20 protein-coding genes, 2 tRNA genes and 1 pseudogene are annotated in these 25,348 nt (G+C 60.3%); 15 read left to right on the top strand and 8 right to left on the bottom strand.

Annotated elements, in window-relative coordinates; genetic code table 11:
- The first annotated feature begins 394 nt into the window (after window positions 1–394).
- The 3 genes from AC0IYN_RS00530 to AC0IYN_RS00520 all read left to right on the top strand — a co-directional run bounded on the left by AC0IYN_RS00530 (window position 395) and on the right by AC0IYN_RS00520 (window position 3,503).
- Entirely contained in the window at window positions 395–3,007 is a 2,613-nt protein-coding gene (locus AC0IYN_RS00530; protein WP_471840144.1) for an AAA family ATPase, read from the top strand.
- A 341-nt stretch (window positions 3,008–3,348) separates the two neighbouring features.
- A tRNA-Glu gene (locus tag AC0IYN_RS00525) sits at window positions 3,349–3,424 on the top strand.
- Window positions 3,425–3,427: 3 nt separating this feature from the next.
- A tRNA-Gly gene (locus AC0IYN_RS00520) sits at window positions 3,428–3,503 on the top strand.
- A gap of 89 nt (window positions 3,504–3,592) precedes the next feature.
- Here AC0IYN_RS00520 and AC0IYN_RS00515 read toward each other — a convergent pair.
- Window positions 3,593–4,384 carry a response regulator transcription factor gene (locus AC0IYN_RS00515; RefSeq protein ID WP_406599662.1) on the bottom strand — a complete coding sequence of 264 codons (792 nt, stop codon included), beginning with the start codon at window positions 4,382–4,384 and terminating at the stop codon, window positions 3,593–3,595.
- Window positions 4,385–4,523: 139 nt separating this feature from the next.
- Here AC0IYN_RS00515 and AC0IYN_RS00510 point away from each other — a divergent pair, with 139 nt between their 5' ends.
- Both AC0IYN_RS00510 and AC0IYN_RS00505 read left to right on the top strand, forming a co-directional pair.
- Window positions 4,524–5,627, top strand: coding sequence for a polyamine ABC transporter substrate-binding protein (locus tag AC0IYN_RS00510; RefSeq protein WP_078047661.1), 1,104 nt, complete (start codon window positions 4,524–4,526; stop codon window positions 5,625–5,627).
- A 74-nt stretch (window positions 5,628–5,701) separates the two neighbouring features.
- Entirely contained in the window at window positions 5,702–5,953 is a 252-nt protein-coding gene (locus tag AC0IYN_RS00505) for a hypothetical protein (protein WP_078047662.1), read from the top strand.
- 32 nt (window positions 5,954–5,985) lie between these two features.
- Here the strand turns inward: AC0IYN_RS00505 and pdxR are convergent, their stop codons facing one another.
- The gene (pdxR, locus tag AC0IYN_RS00500; protein WP_457248915.1) at window positions 5,986–7,476 is read right to left on the bottom strand and encodes a MocR-like pyridoxine biosynthesis transcription factor PdxR; all 1,491 of its coding nucleotides are present in this window, start codon (window positions 7,474–7,476) and stop codon (window positions 5,986–5,988) included.
- Between the two features lie 77 nt (window positions 7,477–7,553).
- Between pdxR and AC0IYN_RS00495 the strand changes: the two genes are divergently transcribed.
- Window positions 7,554–9,215: a M24 family metallopeptidase gene (locus AC0IYN_RS00495; RefSeq protein ID WP_471840140.1), complete on the top strand. Its 1,662-nt coding sequence runs from the start codon at window positions 7,554–7,556 to the stop codon at window positions 9,213–9,215.
- 45 nt (window positions 9,216–9,260) lie between these two features.
- Here AC0IYN_RS00495 and AC0IYN_RS00490 read toward each other — a convergent pair whose 3' ends face one another.
- The 3 genes and pseudogenes from AC0IYN_RS00490 to AC0IYN_RS00480 form a co-directional block, all read right to left on the bottom strand.
- Window positions 9,261–11,000 (bottom strand): dipeptidase, encoded by a 1,740-nt coding sequence (locus AC0IYN_RS00490; RefSeq protein WP_471840138.1) that lies wholly within the window; start codon window positions 10,998–11,000, stop codon window positions 9,261–9,263.
- Between the two features lie 95 nt (window positions 11,001–11,095).
- A pseudogene (locus AC0IYN_RS00485) lies at window positions 11,096–11,266 on the bottom strand (phospholipase D-like domain-containing protein); the annotation flags it as partial.
- 30 nt (window positions 11,267–11,296) lie between these two features.
- Window positions 11,297–11,938 carry an alanyl-tRNA editing protein gene (locus AC0IYN_RS00480; RefSeq protein ID WP_406599653.1) on the bottom strand — a complete coding sequence of 214 codons (642 nt, stop codon included), beginning with the start codon at window positions 11,936–11,938 and terminating at the stop codon, window positions 11,297–11,299.
- Window positions 11,939–12,027: 89 nt separating this feature from the next.
- Between AC0IYN_RS00480 and AC0IYN_RS00475 the strand changes: the two genes are divergently transcribed.
- Entirely contained in the window at window positions 12,028–12,960 is a 933-nt protein-coding gene (locus AC0IYN_RS00475; protein WP_471840136.1) for a LysR family transcriptional regulator, read from the top strand.
- A 104-nt stretch (window positions 12,961–13,064) separates the two neighbouring features.
- Here AC0IYN_RS00475 and AC0IYN_RS00470 read toward each other — a convergent pair whose 3' ends face one another.
- Entirely contained in the window at window positions 13,065–13,472 is a 408-nt protein-coding gene (locus tag AC0IYN_RS00470) for a PA2817 family protein (RefSeq protein ID WP_025858812.1), read from the bottom strand.
- A 75-nt stretch (window positions 13,473–13,547) separates the two neighbouring features.
- On the bottom strand, window positions 13,548–15,995 hold the full coding sequence (locus AC0IYN_RS00465; RefSeq protein WP_214498170.1) for an acyl-CoA dehydrogenase: 2,448 nt from the start codon (window positions 15,993–15,995) through the stop codon (window positions 13,548–13,550).
- Window positions 15,996–16,186: 191 nt separating this feature from the next.
- Between AC0IYN_RS00465 and AC0IYN_RS00460 the strand changes: the two genes are divergently transcribed.
- The 4 genes from AC0IYN_RS00460 (at window position 16,187) to AC0IYN_RS00445 (ending at window position 19,363) form a co-directional block, all read left to right on the top strand.
- Complete coding sequence (locus AC0IYN_RS00460) at window positions 16,187–16,846, top strand: transglutaminase-like domain-containing protein (RefSeq protein ID WP_099490961.1); 660 nt, start codon at window positions 16,187–16,189, stop codon at window positions 16,844–16,846.
- Window positions 16,847–16,902: 56 nt separating this feature from the next.
- Window positions 16,903–17,520, top strand: a complete 618-nt coding sequence (locus tag AC0IYN_RS00455) for a glutathione S-transferase family protein (protein WP_457248919.1) — start codon at window positions 16,903–16,905, stop codon at window positions 17,518–17,520.
- Between the two features lie 134 nt (window positions 17,521–17,654).
- Window positions 17,655–18,587 (top strand): ABC transporter ATP-binding protein, encoded by a 933-nt coding sequence (locus tag AC0IYN_RS00450; protein ID WP_457240107.1) that lies wholly within the window; start codon window positions 17,655–17,657, stop codon window positions 18,585–18,587.
- Complete coding sequence (locus AC0IYN_RS00445) at window positions 18,584–19,363, top strand: ABC transporter permease (protein WP_005786689.1); 780 nt, start codon at window positions 18,584–18,586, stop codon at window positions 19,361–19,363. Before AC0IYN_RS00450 ends, AC0IYN_RS00445 begins: the two co-directional genes overlap by 4 nt.
- A 550-nt stretch (window positions 19,364–19,913) precedes the next feature.
- Here AC0IYN_RS00445 and AC0IYN_RS00440 read toward each other — a convergent pair.
- A complete protein-coding gene (locus AC0IYN_RS00440; RefSeq protein WP_457240106.1) occupies window positions 19,914–20,453 on the bottom strand; it encodes a TetR/AcrR family transcriptional regulator in 540 nt (179 codons plus the stop codon).
- Window positions 20,454–20,544: 91 nt separating this feature from the next.
- Here AC0IYN_RS00440 and AC0IYN_RS00435 point away from each other — a divergent pair, with 91 nt between their 5' ends.
- From AC0IYN_RS00435 to AC0IYN_RS00420, 4 genes are all read left to right on the top strand, one after another.
- Window positions 20,545–21,738 carry an MFS transporter gene (locus tag AC0IYN_RS00435; RefSeq protein WP_471840131.1) on the top strand — a complete coding sequence of 398 codons (1,194 nt, stop codon included), beginning with the start codon at window positions 20,545–20,547 and terminating at the stop codon, window positions 21,736–21,738.
- A gap of 45 nt (window positions 21,739–21,783) precedes the next feature.
- Window positions 21,784–22,095 carry a cupin domain-containing protein gene (locus AC0IYN_RS00430; RefSeq protein WP_457240105.1) on the top strand — a complete coding sequence of 104 codons (312 nt, stop codon included), beginning with the start codon at window positions 21,784–21,786 and terminating at the stop codon, window positions 22,093–22,095.
- Window positions 22,096–22,202: 107 nt separating this feature from the next.
- The gene (locus AC0IYN_RS00425) at window positions 22,203–23,351 is read left to right on the top strand and encodes a TDT family transporter (RefSeq protein WP_457249208.1); all 1,149 of its coding nucleotides are present in this window, start codon (window positions 22,203–22,205) and stop codon (window positions 23,349–23,351) included.
- 66 nt (window positions 23,352–23,417) lie between these two features.
- Window positions 23,418–25,292, top strand: a complete 1,875-nt coding sequence (locus tag AC0IYN_RS00420) for an MFS transporter (RefSeq protein ID WP_471840128.1) — start codon at window positions 23,418–23,420, stop codon at window positions 25,290–25,292.
- The last annotated feature ends 56 nt before the right edge of the window (window positions 25,293–25,348 follow it).

Genomic DNA, 25,348 nt, shown 5'->3' with positions numbered 1-25,348 from the left:
GTCGGCCCGTTGATGCGGCCTGTCTCGTATGGCTGCGAGATAGCCACCCTGACCTCTGGTGGAGTAGCTATCGCTGAAGGATTAGTCATGCGATGCTGCGGTGGGAGCTGCGTCGTCATAACGTGCGAAATGCATATCCGTGACGCCTTCGCGTATGTCAGCGTTGTGGCATGTCGCGTTTTCGGCAAGACCCGTTGTGCATCGTGTCATTTGCTTTAGGTCTGGGCTCGTAAAATGGTTGTTGCCGCGACGGGCTTTTGCCGGTATGCCGTAGCCGGTAAGACTCGGGAGGAATGCTGAAAGACGGAAATAGCAATAGCCGAGGTTGCTGAGACCTCGCATTCAAGGAACGTAGATTTTTAGAAGCCGATTGCCGGCAAACAAGGAGGGGGCAATGACAATAATTCAAGAAATCCATGCATGGTCCAAGGGGCTTGCGGCTTGGCAACAAGACGCGATCGCACGGCTCTATGCGAATCGCGCCCTTGAAGCGGCGGACCTGGAAGAGCTTTTTGCCTTGGTGAAGGCCGAGGCCGGCATTCCTGACCCAGAGGAAAGACAGCCGAGATCAATTCAGGATGCTGAAGTTGCGCCGCCTGCCGACCCCGCGAGGCTTGTCCAACTGCTCGGGATCAAAGATCTAGCCAATGTCAACGCTCTGGCCGCTGGAGGACGCCTTCCCATCGCGCAAGATGGGCTAACAGTGATCTATGGTGAAAATGGCGCAGGGAAGTCGGGATACTCAAGGGTATTCAAACATGCGTGCCGGGCGCGAGATCGGCGTGAGATTATTCTTCCTGACGCAAATCTGGACCCGAAAACGGCGGGCAAGGCGCAAGCGGTGTTCGAGGCCTTGGTAGACGGTGTCCAAGGAGATCTTCCCTGGCGATACGGTGACCCGAGTCCCGAGCCGTTGTCCGACATAGCCATCTTCGACACTCATTGCGCGCGTGCCTACATTGATAACCATGGGGACTTTGCCTACGCGCCCTATGGGCTGGATATCTTGGAAGGTCTTGTTGGTGCATGCAATAAGCTGAAAATACGTGCCACACAGGAAAAGGCGGCTCATGCGCCTAGCGATGCCGCCTATGTGGCGCTGACGAAAGAGAAAACGACGGTTGCAGCGGCACTTCTCGGAATCCCGGTCAAGACTAAGCCGGAGCACGTCGAGGCTCTGGCCAATCTATCTGAGGCAGAACAGTCCCGATTAGTTTTGCTGACCAAAACCTTGGCCGAGGCAGATCCAAAGCAGAAGGCCCAAGCATTACGCCAGAAGGCTACTCGTTTTACTGGCCTCAAGGATCGGATCAATGCCGCGGTCGCTGTTGTCAGCGAAGACAAAGTGAATCTGCTTCAGGCGTTGATCCAGAAGTCAAAGGATGCCAAGACAGCTGCGGATTTGGCCGCCACGGAGTTCCGTCAGACTCCCGGGCAGCTTGCTGGAACAGGAGGAGAGGAGTGGAAGCTGCTTTTTGAGGCGGCACGCTCCTTCGCGAAGATTTCGCACGCTGAGCATGAATTCCCTGGACTCCCTGAGGGTGAAGCTTGTCCGCTTTGTCAGAACGTGCTTGGCGTAGAGGGGGTTCAGCGTCTTACGCGTTTCGATGTATTCATTAAGCAAGCTGCGGAAAAGGCAGCCAAGGAGGCGCGAGAAGCCGCTGCAACGGCATACAGAGCTTTACAGCAAACGGGCGTCGATTTGATGTTCCGGGACGCTCTGGTTGAAGAGCTGACCGAGGTCGATCCGGCCCTGGCCGCTAATTGCACAGCTATGCAGGAGAGTCTCACAGCTCGGCAGACGTCTGCCCTGAAAGCCGCGGCGGCGGAGCTTCGTTGGGAGGACGTGCACCAACTTGCAGGCGACCCGCAGCAGCGGCTTGTAGACGTCGTCACGGGTTTGCTGGAGCAAGCGAAGGCACTTGACGCCACCGCTGACGAAAACGTCCGCGCTGGAATGGTGGTCGAGAAGCTCGAACTCGATGCCCGCGTGCGCTTGGGAGAGGTGAAAGAAGCGGTTCTGGAGGCAATGGCTAAGCACGATCTATGCGGGAAGCTGCAGGCATGCATAGATGGATTGGATGCGCGGGGCATTTCTAGAAAGTCGACAGAGCTGTCCAGAACGACTGCAAGCCAGGATCTTGCGGATGCACTCAATGAAGAGTTAAAGCGCCTCAAAGTCCATCATCTTCAGGTGGTGATGAAGCCTGAATCTCCGGGAGGAAAAACCCAGTTCAAACTGGTTCTGCAGTTGCCTGGTGGGGGCACGCCAGCTGCGATCCTGAGCGAAGGCGAACAACGTGCGATCGCTTTGGCGTCGTTCTTGGCTGAGGTGAAACTCGGCAAAGGTCGTGGAGGGATCGTGTTTGATGATCCCGTATCGTCTTTGGATCACCGTCGTCGTTGGGAGGTGGCAGAGCGATTGGCTGTCGAATCCCTCCAGCGCCAGGTGATTGTCTTCACTCACGACATCTACTTCCTGTGCATCCTGGAGCAGAAGGCCGAAGAGCTCGGTGCTGTGCTGACTAAGAACTACATCCGAAGGACGGCACAAGGCTTTGGCGTTCACTCTCAGGATCTTCCCTTCGATGTACTAGGGACGAAGGACCGTTTGGGCAGGCTCAGGCAAATGGCGGTGGAAGTGCGCAGAGCCCAAAAGGAAGGAAACGACGACGAACACCGGCGTTTGACTGCTGCGTGCTATGGGCGGTTGAGGCTGGCTTGGGAGCGTTGTATTGAGGAGGTCCTGTTCAATGGCGCCGTGCAGCGTTTCGGTGAGGGGGTCTCCACTCAGAAGCTGAAGTCTGTGGTGGTCACGGACGATGACTATCGGGAAGTGGACGCAGGCATGAGCAAGAGCTCCAAGTTCGAGCATGATGCTGCAATGGCTGTTGGGCGGTTACCCGTGCCGGATCCTGATGAACTGGAACAAGACATAGCTGCGCTCTCGACCTGGAGGGATACCGTGAACAAGCGCTTGGGTGAAACGGCCAAGGCGAGAGCGTGATCGAGGGCGTTGGATGATCGACCGCGCTCTGGCTACTGCGTTGGAGCGCGCATCCTGCACCTCACAGATGGTGGAGCAGCAGCGGTCCATGGACGTTTGTAGAAGTATTTGGACTAACTTCGTTGACGGGGTACAAAAACAAGGCTAGAATTGCGGCTTCACTGATTCATGCAGTGGAAAGAAAGCGTTGGATATCAAAGACTTAGCGCTCTAATGCTAGTCTCGTTTCCCGCTCCAAATTTAAGCAGTATTGCCTTCGGGCGGTACTGAGTGAAACCAGGGCATAATCTTCGGATTTAATCTCTGGACACTGAAATACACACCATGTGTTTCAGTTGTGTGTCCCCTTCGTCTAGTGGCCTAGGACACCGCCCTTTCACGGCGGTAACAGGGGTTCGAGTCCCCTAGGGGACGCCATTTGCGGGAATAGCTCAGTTGGTAGAGCACGACCTTGCCAAGGTCGGGGTCGCGAGTTCGAGTCTCGTTTCCCGCTCCATATTCAATGAAAACGCCGATCAGCGATGATCGGCGTTTTTGTGTGTGCGTGATTTGTGCGCAAACGCCGCAGGCCTGCTGCGGCGCCGTTTAATCTGCCGTGAGGGCTTCCTGCCCGGGCATGAAAAAACGTGCAAACAGCTCGGATTGAGACTTGATGTTCAGTTTGTTGTAAAGGTTGCGACGGTGGACTTTGATGGTCTCTGTCGACAGGTTCAGCTTGCCGGCGATTTCTTTGTTGGAAAAACCGCTCAACAGCAGCCTGAGCACCTCTTTTTCCCGCGCAGTGATTTGTGCGCCCAATTGCACGATGGCCTCTGACCAGGGCGGCGGCTCGGCCTGGCTTTTTTCTGCATCGCTCTCAAAGCACATGCGTTGATGCATCAATGCCATCACCCAGGGCTTGATGATGTCCAGCGTGGTGATCTGCTGCGGGCTGTATCGCACGTTGCTGCCCAATGAAATGCACAACGTTCTGTCGGCATCGAGTTGGACGTTGTATTGCACCTCATCCACGCTGACGTACTGGGCGAAATATTGGTGGTAGTACTCGGTGGTAAGGAAGTGCTCCGGCGCAATGTCGGACAGGTGAAAAAAGCCACTCTGCGGCTGCTCTCGGTTGGCGATGTAAAACGGGTCCAGCAGGTACAGCCCCTTTACATAGCGCTCGGTCAGCGCGTCCACTTCATCCGCATCGGCAACTTCGGTCATGCTGATGACCCGCACCTGCTGGTCGCTGAAGATCAGCACCACCCAGTTGTCGATCTGCACGTATTCCTTTAACACGCGAACCAGCGAGCTCCAGAAGGCCGGGCGGTTGAGCTGCATGATCAGCGTCCCGGCCGATCGATGCCAGGCCAGGTTGTGAAGGTCGAGCGACATTTACTACCCCTTTAGGGTTAGTGATGCGTTGAACGGGGCTAAGTACTTATAGGTATTTACTAATCGGACCTGCCGAGTATATTCACCCCCCAATGGATGAAGGCCATGATGGCCTGTCGTTTTTGACAAGGATAGCTATATGAGTCAACCCCATTTGCGCGGCATTTTTATGTCTGTGTTGGTCTGCCTATGTGTCAGTGCGCCGGTTTCGGCGGCCGAATCACGGGTCAACCTGTACAACTGGTTCGGGCTGATCGCGCCGGAAACGCCGAAGGAATTCGAGCAGAAAACCGGTACCCGGATGCACCTGGATGCCTTCGACAGCGCCGAGATCATGCAGAGCAAGGTCATGGCCGGACGCACCGGGTATGACGTCGTCGTCGCCACCTCGAATGTCTTGCCCAGCCTGATCCAGGCCGGCGTGCTTGCACCGTTGGACCGCTCCCAACTGAGTAATTTCTCGCACATCGATCCAGCGATGCTGGCGCTGCTTGAAGCCAATGACCCCGGTAACCGCTACGCCGTGCCTTACTTGTGGGGCACCACGGGCATTGGTTATGACGTGGACAAGGTCAAGGCTGCCCTGGGCGACGATGCCCCGGTGGACAGCTGGGACCTGATCTTCAAGGAAGAGAACATCAGCAAGCTCAAGTCGTGTGGCGTGGCGATGCTCGACTCCCCGAGTGAAATCATTTCGATCGCCTTGCATTACCTCGGGCTGCCGAGCAACAGCCAGAACCCTGAGGACTACCAGAAAGCCCAGGCGTTGTTGCTGAAGATCCGCCCTTACGTGCTTTATTTCGATTCATCCAGAACGGATGCTGACTTTGCCGACGGCAATATTTGTGTGGTGGTGGGCTGGGCGAGCGGGGCGCTGACGGCACAGGCCATCAATGAAAAAAACAAAACCGGCCGCAAGATCGCCTACAGCCTGCCGCGTGAAGGTGGGCTGGTGTGGTCGGAAAACTTCGTGCTGCTCAAGGATGCGCCCCATGCCCGGCAAGGCCTGGCGTTTATCAACTACATGCTGGACCCGCACGTCATAGCCAAGAGCTCCAACCACACGCTCTACCCCAACGCCAACAAGGATGCCACCGAGTTGGTGGAGCAGAAGTTGCGCGACAACCCCTGGATCTATCCGTCCAAAGAGACCATTGCCACCTTGGTTCCCCTTGAGCCGCTGCCCTTGAAGTTGGAGCGGATCCGCACGCGTGTGTGGACCAAGGTGAAGAGTGGGACGTGATCGAGTGAGTGAATAGGCATGTCCGGCGGTTGGCTATGCAGCTGTCGCAGACGTTCCAGTCAAGGAGATCAATCATGGGCCAAGGCTATTATCAGCGTGACGTGAAGTCGAACGATGACAGTGCGTACAAGGAAATCGAAGAACAGATCGGCCACTGTACGCCCGAACAAGCCTGGGCCATGTATTACGTCTCGACGGGCATGGTGCGTGAGTACATCACGCGGGCGGTGATGGAGCATATTGGCCGGGGCAACCGGGCGTTGCTGCTGGAATTCCCGGAGCTTGCCCGGGCCGAAGAGAAATCCCGCTTCCTGCTGCCGCTTTGACCGAATGCCGATCAGTGATGATCGGCATTTTTTTACGCGTGTGCATGCGCGTTCGCCGCGTTGGCCAGGCGCAATGTAGCCTCGCGGATCTCGTCCTGGTTGAGTGAGGCGAAGCCCAGGCGCAGCGCATTTTCTGGCTGGTCCAGCGGCGAAAATTGCCGGCCACTGCGCACGACCAGCCCATGGACCACGGCGGTTGCCACCATCTGGTCGACGTTTATCTGATCGTCGAACCGCACCCACAGCGCCAGCCCGCCTTCGGGCTCCCGCACGCTGATCCGCTCCCCAAACGCCGCCTGCAGGCATGTCTGCAAGGTTTCGCGGCGTGCACGGTATTCCTTCGATACCCGGCGCAGGTGCTTCTTGAGTTCGCCGTTGTTGATCAGGTCCGCGAGCATCTTCTGCGCCACTGCATCGGCGTCCCCCAGCATCAATGCAGCGCTGCTGTGCAGGGCTTCAACCACAGGCACAGGGGCGACCACATAACTGCAGCGAAACGTTGAGCCGAGCGCCTTGGATAACGACCCGACATAGATCACATGGCGTTGCGAGCGGTCGCTGGCCAAGGGCAGGTAGGGCCGCCCGTTAAAGTGATATTCGTGGTCGTAGTCTTCTTCGATGATGCAGAAGTCGTGCTGCGCCGCCAATGCCAGCAGCTGTTGCCGCCGTGCTGCGTGCAGGCTTACGGTGGTAGGGAATTGGTGATGCGGCGTGAGATAGATCATCCGCACGTTATGCTCGCGACACAGCCGGTCGATCTGGTCCGTGCGACAGCCTTCGTCGTCCACGTCCACCGTGACCAGTTGCGCGCCCAGCTTGCGAAAAATCTCCCATGCCGGCGGGTAGCTCAGGCGCTCCACCAGCACCACATCGCCCGGCTTGAGCAGCAGGCTGGCGGTCAGGTACAGCGACATCTGGGTACCTTGGGTCAGGCAGATATTCTCGGCGCTGACCGTCAGCCCACGGTTGTTGCGCAGCATCTCGGCCAGGGCGCAGCGCAGCTCATAGCCGGTGCCTTCACTGCCGTAGCGCACGGTGTTGGAGGCAAAGCTGTTGCGCAGGGCATTGCGGTAATAGCGATGCAGGACGGCTTGGGGCAGCAAGCGGTGGTCGCTGGTGCCGTTATCGAAAAACAGCGCCCCCTGCCGATGCTGCAGGGCCGTCACCTGGGCGTTCTGGGTGAAATACGGGGCGTTCGCCTGCGCCAGGATGGGCGGTGCGAAGGACTGCTGCGCGCGACTCGGCAAGGGCTTGGGCGTCAACTGCGCATTGACGAAGGTCCCGCGTCGCGGCTCGCTGACCAGCCAGCCTTTGGTCAGGGCTTCTTCGTAGGCCAGGATCACGGTCTTGCGGTTGACGTCGAGCAGCTGCGCCATTTCCCGCGTGCCGGGCAGCAAGGTGCCGGGCGGCAAACGGCCTTCCACGATTGCGGTCACCAGGCCTTCGGCAATCTTGCGGTAGGACGCCTGGCTGCCACTGTCGTCCAGCTTGAGCAGCGGGCGCCATTTTCGCATCTGGACCATCTGAAGTATCCAAAACTGGAGGTTTTAATGGGCCTAGTCTAGCGCAACAATCAAGCCTCACTCACCCCGAGGTTGTTATGAATACACGTCATGTCATCGAACTGTCCCCCTCGGGGAAAACCTTTGAGGCCGGTGACGAGCTGTTGCTCGATGCGATGCTCGCCAATGGCCTATCCGTGCCGTTTTCCTGCCGGCGCGGTGCCTGTGGATCGTGCAAGGTGGTGGTCGCAGAAGGGGAGTACCGGGCCAAGCCGCTGGCGCCAGGCGCCCCCGCGCCGTGCTATCCGTTGGCGGCGAATGAAATGCTGTTGTGCCAGAGCCATGCCTGCGGCGACATGCGCCTGGAAATCCCCGGCTGGTCGCTGGACACGCCAGCGCTGATGGTCGAGGCGCAGGTCGTGAGCAAGCGCGCGCTGGCCCCCGACATTGTTGAGCTGGTGGTGATGCCGGATAGGCCATTGGCGGTGCGGGCGGGCCAGTACCTCAAGTTCCGCCTGGTTGACGGTGACTCACGGTGTTTCTCGGTCGCCAACCTGCCAACCGAAGACGATGGGCGCCTGGTCTTCCAGATTCGCCGGGTCAGCGGCGGGCTGTTTTCCGAGGCCATCCTGGACGACCTGGAGGCCGGCGATCTGGTGCAACTGGAAGGGCCGTTTGGTGCCTGCACCTGGCAGGACACGGACGACAGCCCTGTCGTCCTGTTCGCCACCGGCACCGGTTATGCGGGCATCAAGCCGATACTGATGACTGCATTGGCACGCAACATCGAGGTCACGCTGTACTGGGGCGGGGCGCAACCGACGGACTTTTATGACCGTGCCTTCCTGGCTGATGCGAGCGCCGAGCATCCGGGTTTTTGCTGGCATCCGGTGCTGGCGTCGCAGGGCAGGGTGCAGGAGGTTGCGTTGAGTCACGGGCATGCCTGGGAGAACGCCCAGGTGTACGCGTGTGGTAACGGCGCAATGATCCGCCAGGCCCGTGAGCAGTGCCTCGACGCAGGTTTGCCGGCTCACCGGTTTGTCGCCGAGGCCTTTGTGCCGAGTGGGCGCTCCGGCGCGCAAACGCCGTCACCCGCGTTCGACCCGATCTGGGAGAAAGTCGGCCCGCGCTACTCGTTTGACGGCATGCTGGCGGCCCGTGACCAATCCATCCGCGCCCTGGCGGCGATCGCCAGTCGCCTGAAGGTTGGCATGACCACCGGCGAAGCCCTCGACATGGCCGCCGAACAACTGCAGGCCATGGGCGCGTCCCATACGTGGCACCCGACCTATATCCGCTTTGGCGACGACACGGTCCGCCCACCCCGCGAAGGCATTGACCGCCAGCGCAAGTTACGCGCCACCGATATCGCCGTGGTTGACCTAGGCCCGGTGTGGGACGGCTATGAAGGCGACTACGGCGATACTTTTGTGTTCGGTGAATCGCCGCTGCACCTAGCGTGCAGGACCGCACTGCACGAAGTGTTCGACGAGACTCGCGAAGCCTGGTTGCGCGGCCTCACCGGTCGCGAACTGTATGACTTTGCCGAACAGAGCGCGGTGTCAAAAGGCTGGAGGCTGGCGCGTAATCTCGCAGGCCATCGCCTCGCGGATTTCCCCCACGCGTTGTTCGAGAACAAGGAGCTGGCTGATCTGGAGATCCCGCCGAGCGAAATGGCCTGGGTGCTGGAAATCCAGCTGTGCCATCCCACGGAACCGGTCGGTGGTTTTTTCGAGGATATGTTGATGTTGCAAGCCTGAAGAGCCCGCCATTGCGGCGGGCTCCTTTGCGTCAGCGCTTGGGGGTCAGAGCTTCGGCAACTGGCCGATACGGCCCATCATCTCGGTGACGATCTGCAGGTCCAGCAGGAACTGGTCGACGGTCTTGAACTCGTTGTCGGTGTGCCCGGTGTACTTCACTTCCGGACGCGCCAGGCCAAATTGCACGCCGTTGGGCAGTTCATGCACGGAGGTCGCGCCGGCCGACGTGCCGAACTTGTGTTCCATGCCCAGGTTTTCGGTGGACACTGCGAGCAGGGCCTTGACCCATTCGCCTTCAGGGTTACGGTACATCGGCTCCGCGACCGAGTAAGTGAAGTCCACCTTGACCTTGGATTGCTTGTCCCAGGCGCCCAGTTTGTCGGCAATCTCGGCCTTGAGTTTCTCCGGCGACTTGCCCTTTGGCACCCGCAGGTTCACCGCGAGCTTGAAGGCTTTGTCATCCAGGCCGACAAAGGTCAGCGAAGTGGTCAGCGGCCCCATGAACTCATCCGAGAAGCCCACACCCAACTTGCCGCCCAGGTAATCCAGGCCCCAGTTATCGGACGCATAACGCGCGGCGTCAGTGATGTGGTTGTGCTTGAGGGCGATTTTGCCGTCGACGCTGTGGATCAGCTCCAGCATGCGCGCGACCGGGTTGACCCCAGACTCCGGCTCGGACGAGTGAGCGGACACGCCGGTGACCGTCAGCTTGACGTTTTTGCCGTCGACCTTGGCGGCCACTTCAAAATCGCCCCCGTTGCGCTTGGCGTATTCAGTGCCGGCTTTTTGCAGGCTGGCGGCCAATTCGGCTGGCTTGTCGGTGACAAACGTCGCCACCGACGCCGACGGAATCTGGTTGGTGGCCATGCCGCCGGTCATCGAGATGATTTCCGCGCCTTTGCCTTCACCCTTGCGACGCGGGAACGTCGCCATCACCGTGCCGTAGCCTTTTTCGGCAATCACCACCGGGTAGCCACCGTCCAGTGCCAGGTTGTATTGCGGTGTCGGATTCTTTTCGAAGTAGTAGGGGATCGCGTCGCCGGACGTTTCTTCGGTGGTGTCCACCAGCAACTTGAAGTTGCGCGCCAGCGGCAGCTTCTCTTCCTTGATCACTTTCATGGCGTACATGGCCACCACGATACCGTTCTTGTCATCCTCGGTGCCACGGCCATACATGCGGTCGCCGATCAGCGTGACCTTGAACGGGTCGAGCTTGGTGCCGTCTTTCAGCACCCAATTCTCCGGCGTTACCGGCACCACATCGGCATGGGCGTGGATGCCGACGACTTCATCGCCGCTGCCTTCCAGGGAAATTTCGTACACGCGGTTATCAATGTTGCGAAAGTTCAGGTTAAAGGCCTTGGCCAGGTCCTGGATCTTGCCGGCGATCTTGATGAATTCCGGGTTCTTGTACTGCGGCACACCGTCGACGTTAAAGGTCGGGATTTCCACCAGCTCGCGCAGGGTTTCGGTGGCGGCCTTGCCGTATTTCACACGGGTGTAGAGGCCGAGCAGGCGATTGATTTCGTTCTGCTGGTCGGCGCTCAGGGGTTTGTTGTCGAGGAAGGCATTGATCGCCGGGCCCACGTCGCTGGTTTTGCCCAAGTCGCCCTTGGCCAATGTGCCGAGGAAACCGCGAAAATCGGTGACGGACGTTTCGTTGAAATGCTTGAGAATCGCCGTGCTCTGGTCGGGGGTGATGTTGGCGAAGGCGGGGCTGCTGATGGCCGACAGGCTCGCCGCGAACAGGGTGGCAGCAGCCAGTTGCTTGAGTGGAAAGTGCATGGAAAGACGCATTCCTTTGCAGGTAGTGAGTAGGACGTTTCTGATCGAACTGTCAGAAACATTTCCACACACTACCACTACTCAGGTGCCTCTGGTCAATGCTGGCCAGGGTGGGGCTCGGGGTACTCCTCGGTCACGTTCAAGGCTCTAGCGTAGGGTCCGTCCCACAATTGCTCATGCAATTCCCCTACACGCTTGGCCATCGCTTCGCTGTGCATCACCACTTCCAGGTCGCGCGAATTATCCAGGTACCCACCCAGCCAATTGCAAGCCGGCTCCTGCAGGGCTTGTGGTGATTACAGCGGCGCGGTTTCGTTGAGGCTGTAGCGCACGGACAGCGCACCCTTTTTTTCGGAAAGGGCCAGGATGGTCACCTGGCCCAGTTCACCCAAGGTTTGCACGTGGGTACCGCCGCAGGCATACGCGGGCAATTCGCCAAAGCCAACTTCGCGGGTGCCGTCTTCCAGGTTCATATGGCGCGGGTAGTCTGCCGCGATCCATTGGTCAACCCGTTGCTGGATCGTCTCGGCTTCCATGACTTGCGCGGTTTCGCCACGGATGAAGGTGATCTTGCCTTCACCCGGCCAGTGATGGGCCTTGATCGGCATCCACCCCAGGGTCTCGCCCACGTTGCCGATCAAGTGCCCCGCGGAATGCAGCCGAGTGTGCAGCGCACGACGCTGTTCATCCACCCGCGCAGTGATCGGGCCAGGTGCCAGCGGGCGGTCGACGTAGTGCACCACGCGATCGCCTTCCTGGGTCACGCGCAGCACGCTGCTCTCACCGAGCCAACCGGTATCGAAGGGTTGCCCACCGCCCTGTGGGTGAAAAATCGTCGATTGCAGGATCACCGCAAACTGGTCTTCATGGGGTGTACAACTCAGCACCTCAAGCTCGGCAGTCAGGTGGTCGTGAGTGAAAAACAGGCGTTCGGTCATGATCTACATCCGCATCAGGGTTCTGCCGGCAGTATAAATAGTGCGTAGATGGGTGATAATCCGCTCAGTTATCAATGGACCTGTGCACCATGAGCATCAATCTACCGTTGCCACTGCTGGGCGAAATGGCGATTTTTGTCAAAGTAGTGGAAACCGGCAGCTTCTCCGAAGCCGCCCGGCAAATGGGCGCCTCGCCTTCATCGGTGAGCCGCAGCATCTCGCGCCTGGAGAAGGCCCTGGCCACACGGTTGCTGCAACGCACCACACGCAAGTTGCGCCTGAGCGAGGGTGGGGAAGAGGTGTTCAAGCGGTGCCAGGAGATGGTCAGCGCGGCGCGTTCGGTGATGGAGATCAGCGGCCAGTTCACCCATGAAGCCGAAGGGCTGGTGCGGGTCAGCGTACCCAAGGCAGTGGGGCGCTTTGTGGTGCACCCGCATATGCCGGAGTTCCTGCGGCGTTACCCCAAGGTGGATGTGCAACTGATCCTTGAGGACCGGCCGGTGGACATGATTGATGACAACGTCGACCTCAGCATCCGCATCACCGACAGCCCGCCACCGGGATTGGTCGGCCGGCAGTTGCTGCCGATCGAGCATCTGTTGTGCGCGACCCCGCAGTACCTTTCCGAGCATGGAGCACCGGGCCACCCCCAGGACTTGCTGGCACACAGTTGCATCTACCTGGGAGAGACGCCGGGGGATTCACGCTGGAAGTTTCGCCAGGCCGGCAAGGCGGTGACGGTCGCAGTGCGCGGGCGTTACGCGGCGAACCACACAGGTGTGCGGCTGGATGCGGTGTTGCAACATGTGGGCATTGGCAGCTTGCCGTACTTTACGGCGCGGCATGCATTGGAGGAGGGGCGGTTGGTGCAGGTGTTGCCAGGGTGGGACTTTATTGCGTCGTACCATGGCGAGGCATGGTTGCTGCATTCGCCTACGCGGTATCTGCCACCGAAGTTACGGGTGTTTATCGATTATCTGGTGGCGTGCATGGCCAAGGAGCCGACATTGCGCAAACGGTAGGAATGCGGTCGGAACTGTAGGAGCCGGCTTGCCGGCGATTGGCCCTTGAACCCAGTGCAGGACTCAAGGCCGCCATCGCCGGCAAGCCGGCTCCTACGAGGGAGTCAGTGCTTGCTCTGGTCGTCCGGCATGGCCAGCAGCTGCTTTTCCTGGTTCCAGTCGAACGGTTCGTCGTTCTGTTCGGCTTCAAAGCGACGTTCTTCCAGGGCCTGGTACAGGTCCAGTTCTTCATCGGGCATGAAGTGCAGGCAGTCACCGCCAAAGAACCACAGCAGGTCACGCGGGACCAGGTGGGCAATTTGCGGGTAGCGCAGGATGACCTGGCTCATCAGGTCCTGGCCCAGGTACTGGCTTTCGATCGGGTCGATCGGCAGCAGGGCGCGCAATTCGTCGAAACGCTCCAGGAACAATGTGTGGCTTTCCTCGGGCACCTGTTCGGCTTCGCCGACGGCAACCAGGATGCTGCGCAAGTGGTCGAGCAAGACGAGATGATCGGCAACGACGTTGGACACGAGATAAGTCCTCTAAAGCAAAAACGGGCGCGAGAGTATATAGCTCTCGCGCCCGTATTTATATGACCGCTCGACTCAGCGGACCTTGCCCTCAGCCTGGGTCAGGTCTTCCTTGCTGAAATCATCCACGTCGATCACCTTGCGCCGCGCTGCTTCAGCGTCACGCAGGGTTTGCGCTTCGGCGGGTTGCAGCACGCCGGCGTGCAGCGCCGCATCGATGGCGTGTTCCCCGGCAGTCGGCTTGACCTGGCCACTTTTGAGCGCGGTGTGCAGTTTCTTCTGCAGCGGATGGCTGGCGCCGAGCAGGTCGTAGGCATGTTGCAGGGCGCCCACCGGGTCCTCCGCCGATTGTGGGCGGTAGCAGCCGGCCAGCAACTCTTCCAGGGTCGGATCGCCTTTGGCACGGCCGATCACCGCGGCCACTTCGGCATCCAGTGCATCGGACGGCCCGGTATGGCGACGCCCGAACGGGAACACGATGACCCGCAGCAGGCAACCCAGCACCTTGTTCGGGAAGTTGCTCAGCAGTTCATCCAGCGCACGCTCGGATTCACCAAGGCTTTCTTCCATCGCCCAGGCGAACAGCGGTTCCAGGTGGTCCGGCGAATCCAGGTCGTGGTACCGCTTGAGTGCAGCCGACGCCAGGTACATATGGCTCAGCACATCACCCAAGCGTGCCGACAGGCGTTCGCGCCGCTTCAGCTCGCCACCCAGCAGCATCATGCTCAGGTCGGCCAGCAGCGCGAAGGCGGCAGCCTGACGGTTGAGTGCGCGGAAGTAACCCTGGCTCAAACGATTGCCCGGGGCCTTCTCGAAATGGCCCACGCCGAGGTTCAGCACCAGGGTGCTGGCGGCGTTGCTCACGGCGAAGCCGATGTGTTGCATCAGCAGGCCGTCGAACTCCTTCAGCGCCTGGTCGTGGTCTTCGCGACCGGCCAAAGCCATTTCCTTGAGCACGAATGGATGGCAACGGATCGCGCCCTGGCCAAAGATCATCAGGTTGCGCGAGAGGATATTCGCGCCCTCCACGGTGATGAAGATCGGCGCGCCTTGCCAACTGCGACCCAGGTAGTTGTTCGGGCCCATGATGATGCCCTTGCCGCCGTGCACGTCCATGGCGTGGCTGATGCACTCGCGACCGCGCTCGGTCAGGTGGTACTTGAGGATCGCCGAGAGGACCGACGGTTTTTCCCCCAGGTCCACGGCATTGGCCGTGAGCATGCGCGCGCTGTCCATCAGCCAGGCGTTGCCGCCAATGCGCGCCAGGGCTTCCTGGATACCTTCAAAGGCGGAAAGCGGCACGTTGAATTGCTCGCGCACCTGGGCGTATTGGCCGGTCACCAGGCTGGTGAACTTGGCCGCGCCGGTACCCACCGCAGGCAGGGAGATCGAACGGCCCACGGACAGGCAGTTCATCAGCATCATCCAGCCCTTGCCGAGCATTTCCTGGCCGCCGATCAGGAACTCCAGGGGGATGAACACATCCTTGCCGGAGTTGGGACCGTTCATGAACGCGGCGCCCAAGGGCAGGTGACGACGGCCAATTTCCACGCCGGGCGTGTCGGTCGGGATCAGCGCCAGGCTGATGCCCAGGTCTTCCTCTTCGCCCAGCAGGTGGTCCGGGTCATGGGCCTTGAAGGCCAGGCCCAGCAGGGTCGCGACCGGGCCGAGGGTGATGTAGCGTTTTTCCCAGTTAAGGCGCAGGCCCAGGGTTTCCTTGCCTTCCCATTCACCTTTGCAGATCACGCCGGTGTCGGGCATGGCGCCGGCATCGGAGCCGGCCAGCGGGCCGGTCAGGGCAAAGCAGGGGATGTCATCGCCACGGGCCAGGCGGGGCAGGTAGTGGTTGCGTTGTTCGTCGGTGCCGTAGTGCAGCAACAGCTCGGCCGGGCCGAGCGAGTTGGGCACCATCACGGTCGAGGCCAGGTCGCCGCTGCGGGTGGCGAGTTTCATCGCGACCTGGGAGTGGGCATAGGCAGAGAAGCCCTTGCCACCATATTCCTTGGGAATGATCAGGGCGAAGAAGCCATGGGTCTTGATGTGTTCCCAGGCCGCCGGTGGCAGGTCCATGGCCTGGCCGATTTCCCAGTCGCTGACCATGGCGCAGAGTTCTTCGGTAGGGCCGTCGATGAAGGCTTGTTCTTCTTCGGTTAGTTGGACCTTGGGGTAGGCCAGCAATTTGTCCCAATCGGGGCGACCGCTGAACAGCTCGCCGTCCCACCACACGGTGCCGGCGTCGATGGCGTCGCGCTCGGTCTCGGACATCGGCGGGAGGACTTTCTGGAACCAGCTGAACAGCGGTTTGGTGAAGTATTGGCGGCGCAGGTCGGGCAGCAGCAGGGGAGCGGCCACGACGGCGATCAACACCCAGAAGATCAGCAGCAGCCAACCCGGCGCGTGGCTCCAGGCACCCATCGCCAGCAGGTAGACGGCGACCACACCCAGTGCGGGCAGCGGGGCGACGCGGCGGTGTGCGAGGTAGGCAATGCCGATTACCAGCACCAGTATCCACAACAACAGCATATTCAATCCTCCGTGAAACCAGGGGCGAAACCACCAGGGAGCTTAGTCGGCATCCGAGCAAGCGGGGTGATCAGGGTGTTACAAGTTGTACTGGGAGCACCTGGCAACAGGCGCCGACATTTGGCCGATTCGTCGTTATCGCCGTGGCAGACCTGTCGTTAAACTCCAGGCTTACCCCGGAGATGACGCTCATGGATATGTACCTGAGTCCCAGCCGCTTCATCGATAGTGACCACCCTGCGGTGGTGGAGTTCGCCGAAAAACATCGCGGAACCCGCGCGGCTTCTAGTGACCAGGCAGTCAGCCTTTACTACGCCGTGCGTGAGGCGATTCGCTACAACCCCTACACCTTCAGCCGTGACCCAGGCACCTTGAACGCCAGCTTCGCCCTGGCCAGCGGCGAAAGCTATTGCGTGCCCAAGGCCACCTTGCTGGCGGCCTGCGCCCGCCACTGCGGCATCCCGGCGCGCATCGGCCTGGCGGACGTGCGCAATCACTTGTCGACGCCGCGCCTGCTCGCCTTGCTCAAGAGTGATGTGTTCGCCATGCACGGTTATACCGAGCTTTACCTGCAGGGTCGCTGGGTCAAGGCCACACCCGCGTTCAACCAGCAACTGTGCGATGTGTTCGACGTTCCGCCGCTGGACTTCGACGGCGTCAACGACAGTGTCTTCCACGCGTTCAACCGCCAGGGCCAGCGTTCGATGGAATACGTGGTCGACCACGGGCAATTTCCTGACGTGCCCGAGGCGTTTTTCTTCGCGCATATTCAGCAGTGTTACCCCCACCTGTTCAGCGAGGACATGCCGACCTTGCTGGGCGATATGCAGAGCGATTTAAGCCGCGCGTGAACCGGCGTATGCTGCTGCCTTCATCAAGCCATGTTCATCAACAATAAGGCGCGGTCATGCTGAAAATCTGGGGTCGTAAAAATTCATCAAACGTCAGGAAGGCACTGTGGTGCGCCGAAGAACTCGGCCTGGACTATGAAGCAATTGATGCGGGCGGGGCTTTTGGTGTGGTCGACACGCCGCAATATCGGGCATTGAACCCCAACGGCCGGGTGCCGATGATCGAAGACGGCGATTTTGTGCTATGGGAGTCCAATACCATCGTGCGCTACCTCTGCGCCAAGCAGGCCTCCAACTGGTACCCGAGTGACCTGAAGGCCCGCGCCAACGCCGAAAAATGGATGGACTGGACCACCTCCACCTTTGCCGAACCGTTCAAGATCGTGTTCTGGGGCGTATTGCGCACCCCGGCGGAAAAACAGAACTGGGACACCATCCACGCCGGGCGCCAGGCCTGCATCGATGTGCTCAAAACCGTTGATGAAGCGCTGGCTACACAGCCGTATCTGTCGGGCAACGAGATCGCCATGGGCGATATTCCCCTGGGCAGCTTTATCTACGCCTGGTTTGAAATGCCCATCGAACGGCCTGCGATGCCCAATCTAGAGGCCTGGTATGCGCGCCTGCAACAGCGCCCGGCCTACCGCAAGGCGGTCATGACTGCGTTGACTTAATACCCACTATTAATACGGGTGACTGTACTTGTGCGGCGCGGGCAAGCACCATGCTTGTCATGCGCCGCCGTTGAACTACCTGGGCTGCGCCCTCATCTACTCTTTCTATTCCCTTCTTTGGTGCGTATTCCGATATGAGTTCCGCTCTGTCCATCCGGCAGCTAACCAAAACCTACGGCAACGGTTTCCAGGCCCTGAGTGGTATCGATCTGGACGTCGCCGAAGGTGACTTCTTCGCCTTGCTCGGCCCTAACGGCGCCGGTAAATCCACCACCATCGGTATCCTCTCCACCCTGGTCAACAAGACCAGCGGCTCGGTGAATATCTTCGGCCACGACCTGGACAAATCCCCGGCGGCGCTCAAGCGCTCCATCGGCGTGGTGCCCCAGGAATTCAACTTCAACCAGTTTGAAAAGACTTTCGACATCGTCGTGACCCAGGCCGGCTACTACGGGATTCCGGCGAAAGTCGCCAAGGAACGCGCCGAGCAGTACCTGACCCAACTGGGCCTGTGGGACAAGCGCGATGTGCCTTCGCGTTCGTTGTCCGGCGGCATGAAGCGCCGCCTGATGATCGCCCGCGCACTGGTGCACGAACCGCGCCTGCTGATCCTCGATGAACCCACCGCTGGCGTGGATATCGAGCTGCGTCGTTCGATGTGGACCTTCCTCACCGAGCTGAACGAGAAGGGCATCACCATCATCCTCACCACCCATTACCTGGAGGAGGCTGAACAGCTGTGCCGCAACATCGGCATCATCGACCACGGCACCATCGTCGAGAACACCAGCATGCGTCACCTGCTGGGCCAGTTGCATGTGGAAACCTTTTTGCTCGACCTGAAAAACAACCTGTCGGCACCGCCGCAATTGCTGGGCTACCCGAGCCGGCTTGTCGACAGCCACACCCTGGAAGTGCAGGTGGACAAGGCCATGGGCATCACCGCGCTGTTCACCCAGTTGGCGGCCCAGAACATCGAAGTGCTGAGTTTACGTAACAAAACCAATCGCCTTGAGGAGTTGTTCGTGTCCCTGGTGGAGAAAAATCTGGCGAAGGTGGCGGTATGAGTTCCGAACTGCAACCCAACCTCGTCGCGCTGCAAACCATCGTCTATCGCGAAGTGAAGCGTTTTACCCGGATCTGGCCGCAGACCCTGCTGCCGCCGGCGATCACCATGGTCTTGTACTTTGTGATCTTCGGTAACCTGATTGGCCGGCAGATCGGCGACATGGGTGGCTTCACCTATATGGAGTACATCGTGCCGGGCTTGATCATGATGTCGGTGATCACCAACTCCTACGGCAACGTGGTCTCCAGTTTCTTCGGCAGCAAATTCCAGCGCTCCATCGAAGAATTGATGGTGTCGCCGGTGTCGCCGCACACCATCCTGATTGGCTACACCCTGGGCGGTGTGCTGCGCGGTCTGATGGTGGGCGTGATCGTGACGCTGCTGTCGTTGTTCTTCACCCACCTGCAGGTGCATCACCTCGGGGTCACCATTCTGGTGGTGGTGCTGACGGCTACGATTTTCTCGCTGCTGGGGTTCATCAACGCGGTGTTTGCGCGCAACTTCGATGATATTTCGATTATCCCGACCTTTGTGCTGACGCCGCTAACCTACCTGGGCGGGGTGTTCTACTCCATCACGCTGCTGCCGCCGTTCTGGCAGACTGTGTCGCTGGCCAACCCGGTGCTGCACATGGTCAACGCCTTTCGCTACGGCATCCTGGGGGTGTCGGATATCAAGATCAGCGTGGCGATCACCTTTATGATCGTCGCCACGGTGGTGTTGTATATCGGCTGTGCGCGGTTGCTGGTGAGCGGGCGTGGGATGCGTACCTGAGCAGCGATCCGCAATAGAAAAACGGCCTCGGATGAGGCCGTTTTTTTTTGCGTCCCTGTGGGAGCTGGGTTGCCTGCGAAGGCGGCCTGACAGACGACTTGGATGTTGGATCTGAGCGGGTACATATCCGTTACTTGGGTAACGGCTGCTATGGGTTCCGCCCTTACGGCGGGTCACTTTGGAAAAGAGCCCCAAAGTAACCAAAGGGCTCTTGCCCCAACACTCGGCACCTCGCCTAGGCTCGGTGTGCCCGTAATCCGACAGGTATTTGGGGGGCCGCCGCCACGCGCCCTCCATGGCGCGGGGCGGCTAAACCGGCATCCCTGCCGGTTTACCCCCCAAATCCCTGTCGAATTCCGGCCAGCGTGTTTGACGGGGCGCCTAGGATCAAGATCAAAAGCAAGAGCACGGCGGCCTGATAGCCGGCCTGAGTGGTTGGATCAAAGGCAGGTGGGTGTAGGAGCTGGCTTGCCGGCGATGCAGGCGGCTCGGTACAGCAGGTACACCCAGGTGATGCCATCGCCGGCAAGCCGGCTCCTACAGGGGAGGTTCAGGCGTTGAGTGCCAGTTCGATCAGGGCGTGCAGTTCTTGCGCTGTCAGCGGGGCGTTCGAGAATAGAATGCGAAACACCGTTGGCGCTGCGATCAGGTTGATCAGGTGGTCCACGCTCGGCGGCGTGCTGTGCGGGTAGCGATCGACAATCGCCTGCAACTGCCCACTCAGGATGCTCACGCAGTATCCCGGCGTGATGGTGCACTGCAGGTCGCGCATCATGTTGCGGCCCGGCTCCGAACTCATTTCATCCAGGTATTGCTCGGCCCAGGCCTGTAGGTCGCCGCGCAGGCTGCCGGTGTTGGCCGGTTCGCTGTCGGGGCGCATGCGCGCCAGGGCCACGTCCGCGAGCAGTACGGAGAGGTCGCCCCAGCGCCGGTAGATCGTCGAGGGTGTGACGCCTGCGCGTGCGGCAATCATCGGCACGGTGACGCTGGAGCGCTCGTGGGCTTCCAGCAGTTCACGCACCGCCGAATGGACGGATTCTTGTACCCGGGCACTGCGGCCCCCCGGGCGAAGGCCTTCTTTTATCGCCATGTTTGTGACCTTAACACAAAGAATTTGCTTTAAGCGCTGGCGGGTAGCACACTCTGCAAAAGCAAAATATTAGCTTTAGCGGAGCGTGTGCATGTCCAGTCCTGTTTCCCCTCGTTCCAGCCTGGTGTTCCTCGCGATCACCTTGCTGACCTTCCTGGCCGCTTCGAGTGCGCCGACGCCGTTGTACCACCTGTATCAGGAAGGCCTGCATTTTTCGGCAGGCATGCTGACGCTGATCTTCGGTGTCTACGCCCTCAGCCTGCTGGCGGCGCTGTTGACCGTCGGCTCATTGTCGGACCACCTGGGGCGCAAGCCGGTGATTTTTGCTGCGCTGCTCCTGGATATGCTGGCGATGCTGCTGTTTATCAATGAGGGCAGCGTGGCCTGGCTGATTGCCGCCCGCACGCTGCAAGGGTTTGCCACTGGCATGGCCACCGCTGTATTGGGCGCGGCATTGCTCGATACCGACCGCCAACAGGGCCCGCTGGTCAACAGCGTGGCGCCGCTCTTGGGCATGGCGTGCGGGGCGATGGGCAGCAGTCTGCTGGTGGAATTCGCGCCCCTGCCGACTCAGTTGATCTACTGGACGTTGCTGGCCTTGATGCTGTTGCAGGCCCTCTACGTATGGCGCCTGCCGGAAACGGTGAGCCGCATCCCCGGCGCACTGTCGTCGCTGCGCCCAACATTGCATGTACCGCCCCAGGCGCGCCGGGCGTTGTGGCTGTCATTGCCGGTAGATGTGGCGGTGTGGGCGATGGGTGGCTTCTACTTGTCACTGGCCCCGTCGCTGGTGCGGGCCGCCACCGGGTCTACCTCCAACCTGATCGGTGGCGGCCTGGTGGCCGTGCTGACCCTGAGCGGCGCGTTGATGATCTTTACCTTGCGTAATCGTCCGGCCGACAAGGTGCTGCGTCTCGGCGCCGGCTTGCTGGCCATCGGTGTGACGCTGATCCTCACGGCGGTGCACAGCGCCAGCCTGCCCCTGTTCTTCATTGCCACGCTGATCGCCGGCAGTGGCTTTGGCGCGGGCTTTCTTGGCGCCTTGCGCAGTGTGGTGCCGTTGGCCTTGCCCCATGAGCGCGCGGGGCTGATGTCGGCGTTCTATGTGCTGAGCTACCTGGCGTTCTGCTTGCCTTCGTTGCTGGCGGGCAACCTGATTCGCAGCTTTGGCCTGATCGCTACCACCGACGGTTACGGCGCGGTCCTCATCCTGCTGGCCGTCGGTGCGCTCATTGCGTTGCTGTTGCAGGATTCGGCGCGCGTGCGGGCGACGACAGGCGGCTGATGGGTAATAATCAGTGCCCCGTATTCGCCTGATCGAGATTCGCGCATGAAGATCATCCGCAGCAAGGACTTCACCGGCAGCCGTGCCTGGGAGGCGCTGGATATCGCCAACATGAACGGCATCACCACGCGCCTGCACTGGACCGACCAGCCGTATCGCTGGCATATCAATGACGGTGAAGAAGTGTTCGTGGTGCTCGATGGCCGGGTGCAGATGCACTACCGCGACAATGGTTTCGAACAGATGGCGGAGCTGGGCGTCGGGGACATTTTTTATGCAAGCGTCGGCACCGAGCACGTGGCGCACCCGCAAGGGCCGGCGCGGATTCTGGTGATCGAGTGCGAAGGCAGCGTCTAACGCTTTATAGGTAAAGTAGATAACAGATAGAGATATTACCCGTTATATAGATATTCGATTCGGTTCTACCATGGTCTCACCCTCATGCGAGGAAGAGGATTGCCATCATGACCTGCTCGAATAGCATCAGCTACAAACCCTTCAGTCACCTGACCCGTCCACGGGAAGTGATCCGCCAGTTCACGCCGAACTGGTTTGCCGCCACCATGGGCACTGGTGTGCTGGCGCTGGCCCTGGCGCAGTTGCCAGTCAACCTGCCTGGCCTGCACGCCATCGCCGAGGCGTTGTGGGTGTTCACCCTCGGACTGTTTGTGTTGTTCAGCGTGTTGTACGCGGCCCGCTGGGTGATGTTTTTCCACGAGGCGCGACGCATTTTTGGTCACTCCACCGTCTCGATGTTCTTCGGCACCATTCCCATGGGGCTCGCGACGATTCTCAACGGCTTGCTGTTATTTGGCCTGCCGCGCTGGGGCGCCGGTGTGATACCGCTGGCTGAAGCCCTGTGGTGGCTGGACGTGGCCATGGCCCTGGCCTGCGGCGTGCTGATCCCCTTCATGATGTTCACCCGCCAGGAACACAGCATCGACCAGATGACCGCCGTCTGGCTGCTGCCTGTGGTTGCCGCTGAAGTCGCCGCGGCCAGTGGTGGGCTGCTTGCTCCGCACCTGGCAGACGCGCATTCGCAACTGGTGATGCTGGTGACCAGCTACGTGCTGTGGGCGTTTTCGTTGCCGGTGGCGTTCAGCATCCTGACCATCCTGATGCTGCGCATGGCCCTGCACAAACTGCCCCACGCCAACATGGCCGCGTCGAGCTGGCTGGCCCTGGGGCCCATCGGCACCGGCGCGCTGGGCATGTTGCTGCTGGGGGGCGATGCGCCGGCGATCTTTACGGCCAGTGGCTTGCCGGGTGTCGGTGAGATGGCCAACGGCCTCGGCCTGGTAGCGGGCATTACTTTGTGGGGCTTCGGCCTGTGGTGGATGCTGATTGCGGTGCTGATCACCCTGCGTTACCTGCGCGCCGGTATCCCGTTCAACCTCGGTTGGTGGGGCTTCACCTTTCCGCTGGGCGTGTATGCCCTGGCGACGCTGAAGCTGGCGAGCCTGCTGCACCTGGGGTTCTTCAGCGTTTTTGGCAGCGTGCTGGTGGTGGCATTGGCGCTGATGTGGCTGATCGTCGCCAAGCGCACCGTGCAGGGCGCCTATAAAGGAGAGCTTTTTGTTTCGCCGTGCATTGCAGGACTAGCGAATAAGTAAGCAGGATTAGGTAAAGTCGTGGCCTGAACGCTTTTACAAAAAACAGGCCACGCAGGAACACGGACGATGAGCCACCCCTCGCAATTCACCTTGCTGCGCACACGGCGTTTCCTGCCGTTTTTCATCACCCAGTTGCTGGGCGCTTTCAACGACAACATCTTCAAGCAATCGCTGATCCTGGCCATTCTCTACAAACTCACTATCGACGGTGACCGCTCTATCTGGGTCAACCTCTGCGCATTGCTGTTTATCCTGCCGTTCTTCCTGTTCTCGGCCCTGGCCGGGCAGTTTGGCGAGAAATTCAACAAGGACGCGTTGATCCGCGCGATCAAGATCGGTGAGATCGTGATCATGGCCGTGGGCGCGACGGGCTTCCTCACCAACCACCTGGAGTTGATGCTGCTGGCGCTGTTTGCCATGGGCACTCACTCGGCGCTGTTCGGCCCGGTGAAGTACTCGATCATGCCTCAGGCGTTGCATGACGATGAGCTGGTCGGCGGCAACGGCCTGGTGGAAATGGGCACGTTCCTGGCGATCCTGGCCGGCACCATCGGCGCCGGGATCATGATGTCGTCCACCCATTACGCCCCCGTGGTGTCCGTGGCGATCGTCGGCGTAGCGGTGCTGGGTTACCTGGCCAGCCGCAGCATTCCGCGCGCGGCCGCGTCGACCCCGGAACTGCGCTTGAACTGGAATATCTTCAGCGAATCCTGGGCCACCCTGCGCTTGGGCCTGGGGCAGACGCCGGCCGTTTCGCGCTCCATCGTCGGCAACTCGTGGTTCTGGTTTGTCGGTGCGATCTACCTGACGCAGATCCCGGCCTACGCCAAGGAGTGGTTGTACGGCGACGAGACCGTGGTGACGCTGATCCTCACGGTGTTCTCGGTGGGTATCGCACTGGGTTCGATGCTCTGCGAAAAGCTCTCCGGGCGTAAGGTCGAAATCGGCCTGGTGCCGTTCGGTTCATTCGGCCTGACGGTGTTCGGCCTGCTGCTGTGGTGGCACTCCGGCGGCTTCCCGCAGAACGTCCAGGCCAACGATTGGCTTGCCGTGCTCAGCTACGGCCAGGCGTGGTGGGTGCTGTTCGATATCCTCGGCCTGGGTGTGTTCGGCGGCTTCTACATCGTGCCGCTGTACGCATTGATCCAGTCGCGTACCGCCGAGAACGAACGCGCGCGCGTGATCGCCGCGAACAACATCCTCAACGCGCTGTTCATGGTGGTCTCGGCCATCGTGTCGATCCTGTTGCTGAGCGTGGCCAAGCTGTCGATCCCGGAACTGTTCCTGGTGGTGTCGCTGCTCAACATCGCGGTCAACACCTACATCTTCAAGATCGTCCCCGAGTTCACCATGCGTTTCATGATCTGGCTGCTCAGCCATTCCATGTACCGCGTGGAGCATCGCAACCTGCAGGCGATCCCGGATGAAGGCGCGGCGTTGTTGGTGTGCAACCATGTGTCGTTTGTGGATGCACTGTTGATTGGCGGCGCAGTGCGTCGGCCGATTCGCTTTGTCATGTACTACAAGATCTACCGCTTGCCGGTGCTCAACTTCATCTTCCGCACCGCCGGGGCGATTCCGATTGCGGGGCGCAACGAAGATATCCAGATCTACGAAAAGGCCTTCACGCGCATTGCGCAGTATTTGAAGGAAGGGGAGTTGGTGTGCATCTTCCCGGAGGGCAAGCTGACTGCCGATGGCGAGATGAATGAGTTTCGCGGGGGCGTGACGCGCATCCTGGAAGAAACGGCGGTGCCGGTGATTCCGATGGCGTTGCAGGGGTTGTGGGGGAGTTTCTTCAGCCGCGATCCGAACAAGGGCTTCTTTCATCGCATCTGGTCGCGGGTGGTGTTGGTGGCGGGTGAGCCGGTGGCGGTCGAGTCGGCGACCCCGGCGCAGTTGCAGGACAAGGTCACTCAGCTGCGCGGCACGGTCTTGTAGGAGCCCGGCTTGCCGGCGATGGCGCCCGGTTCAGACGCTATCGCCCGCAAGCGGGC

The sequence above is a fragment of the Pseudomonas sp. AC112 genome (genome assembly GCF_979253545.1).
Note: the sequence above shows the minus strand (reverse complement) of the source record. Positions and strands in the feature narration are given on the sequence as shown.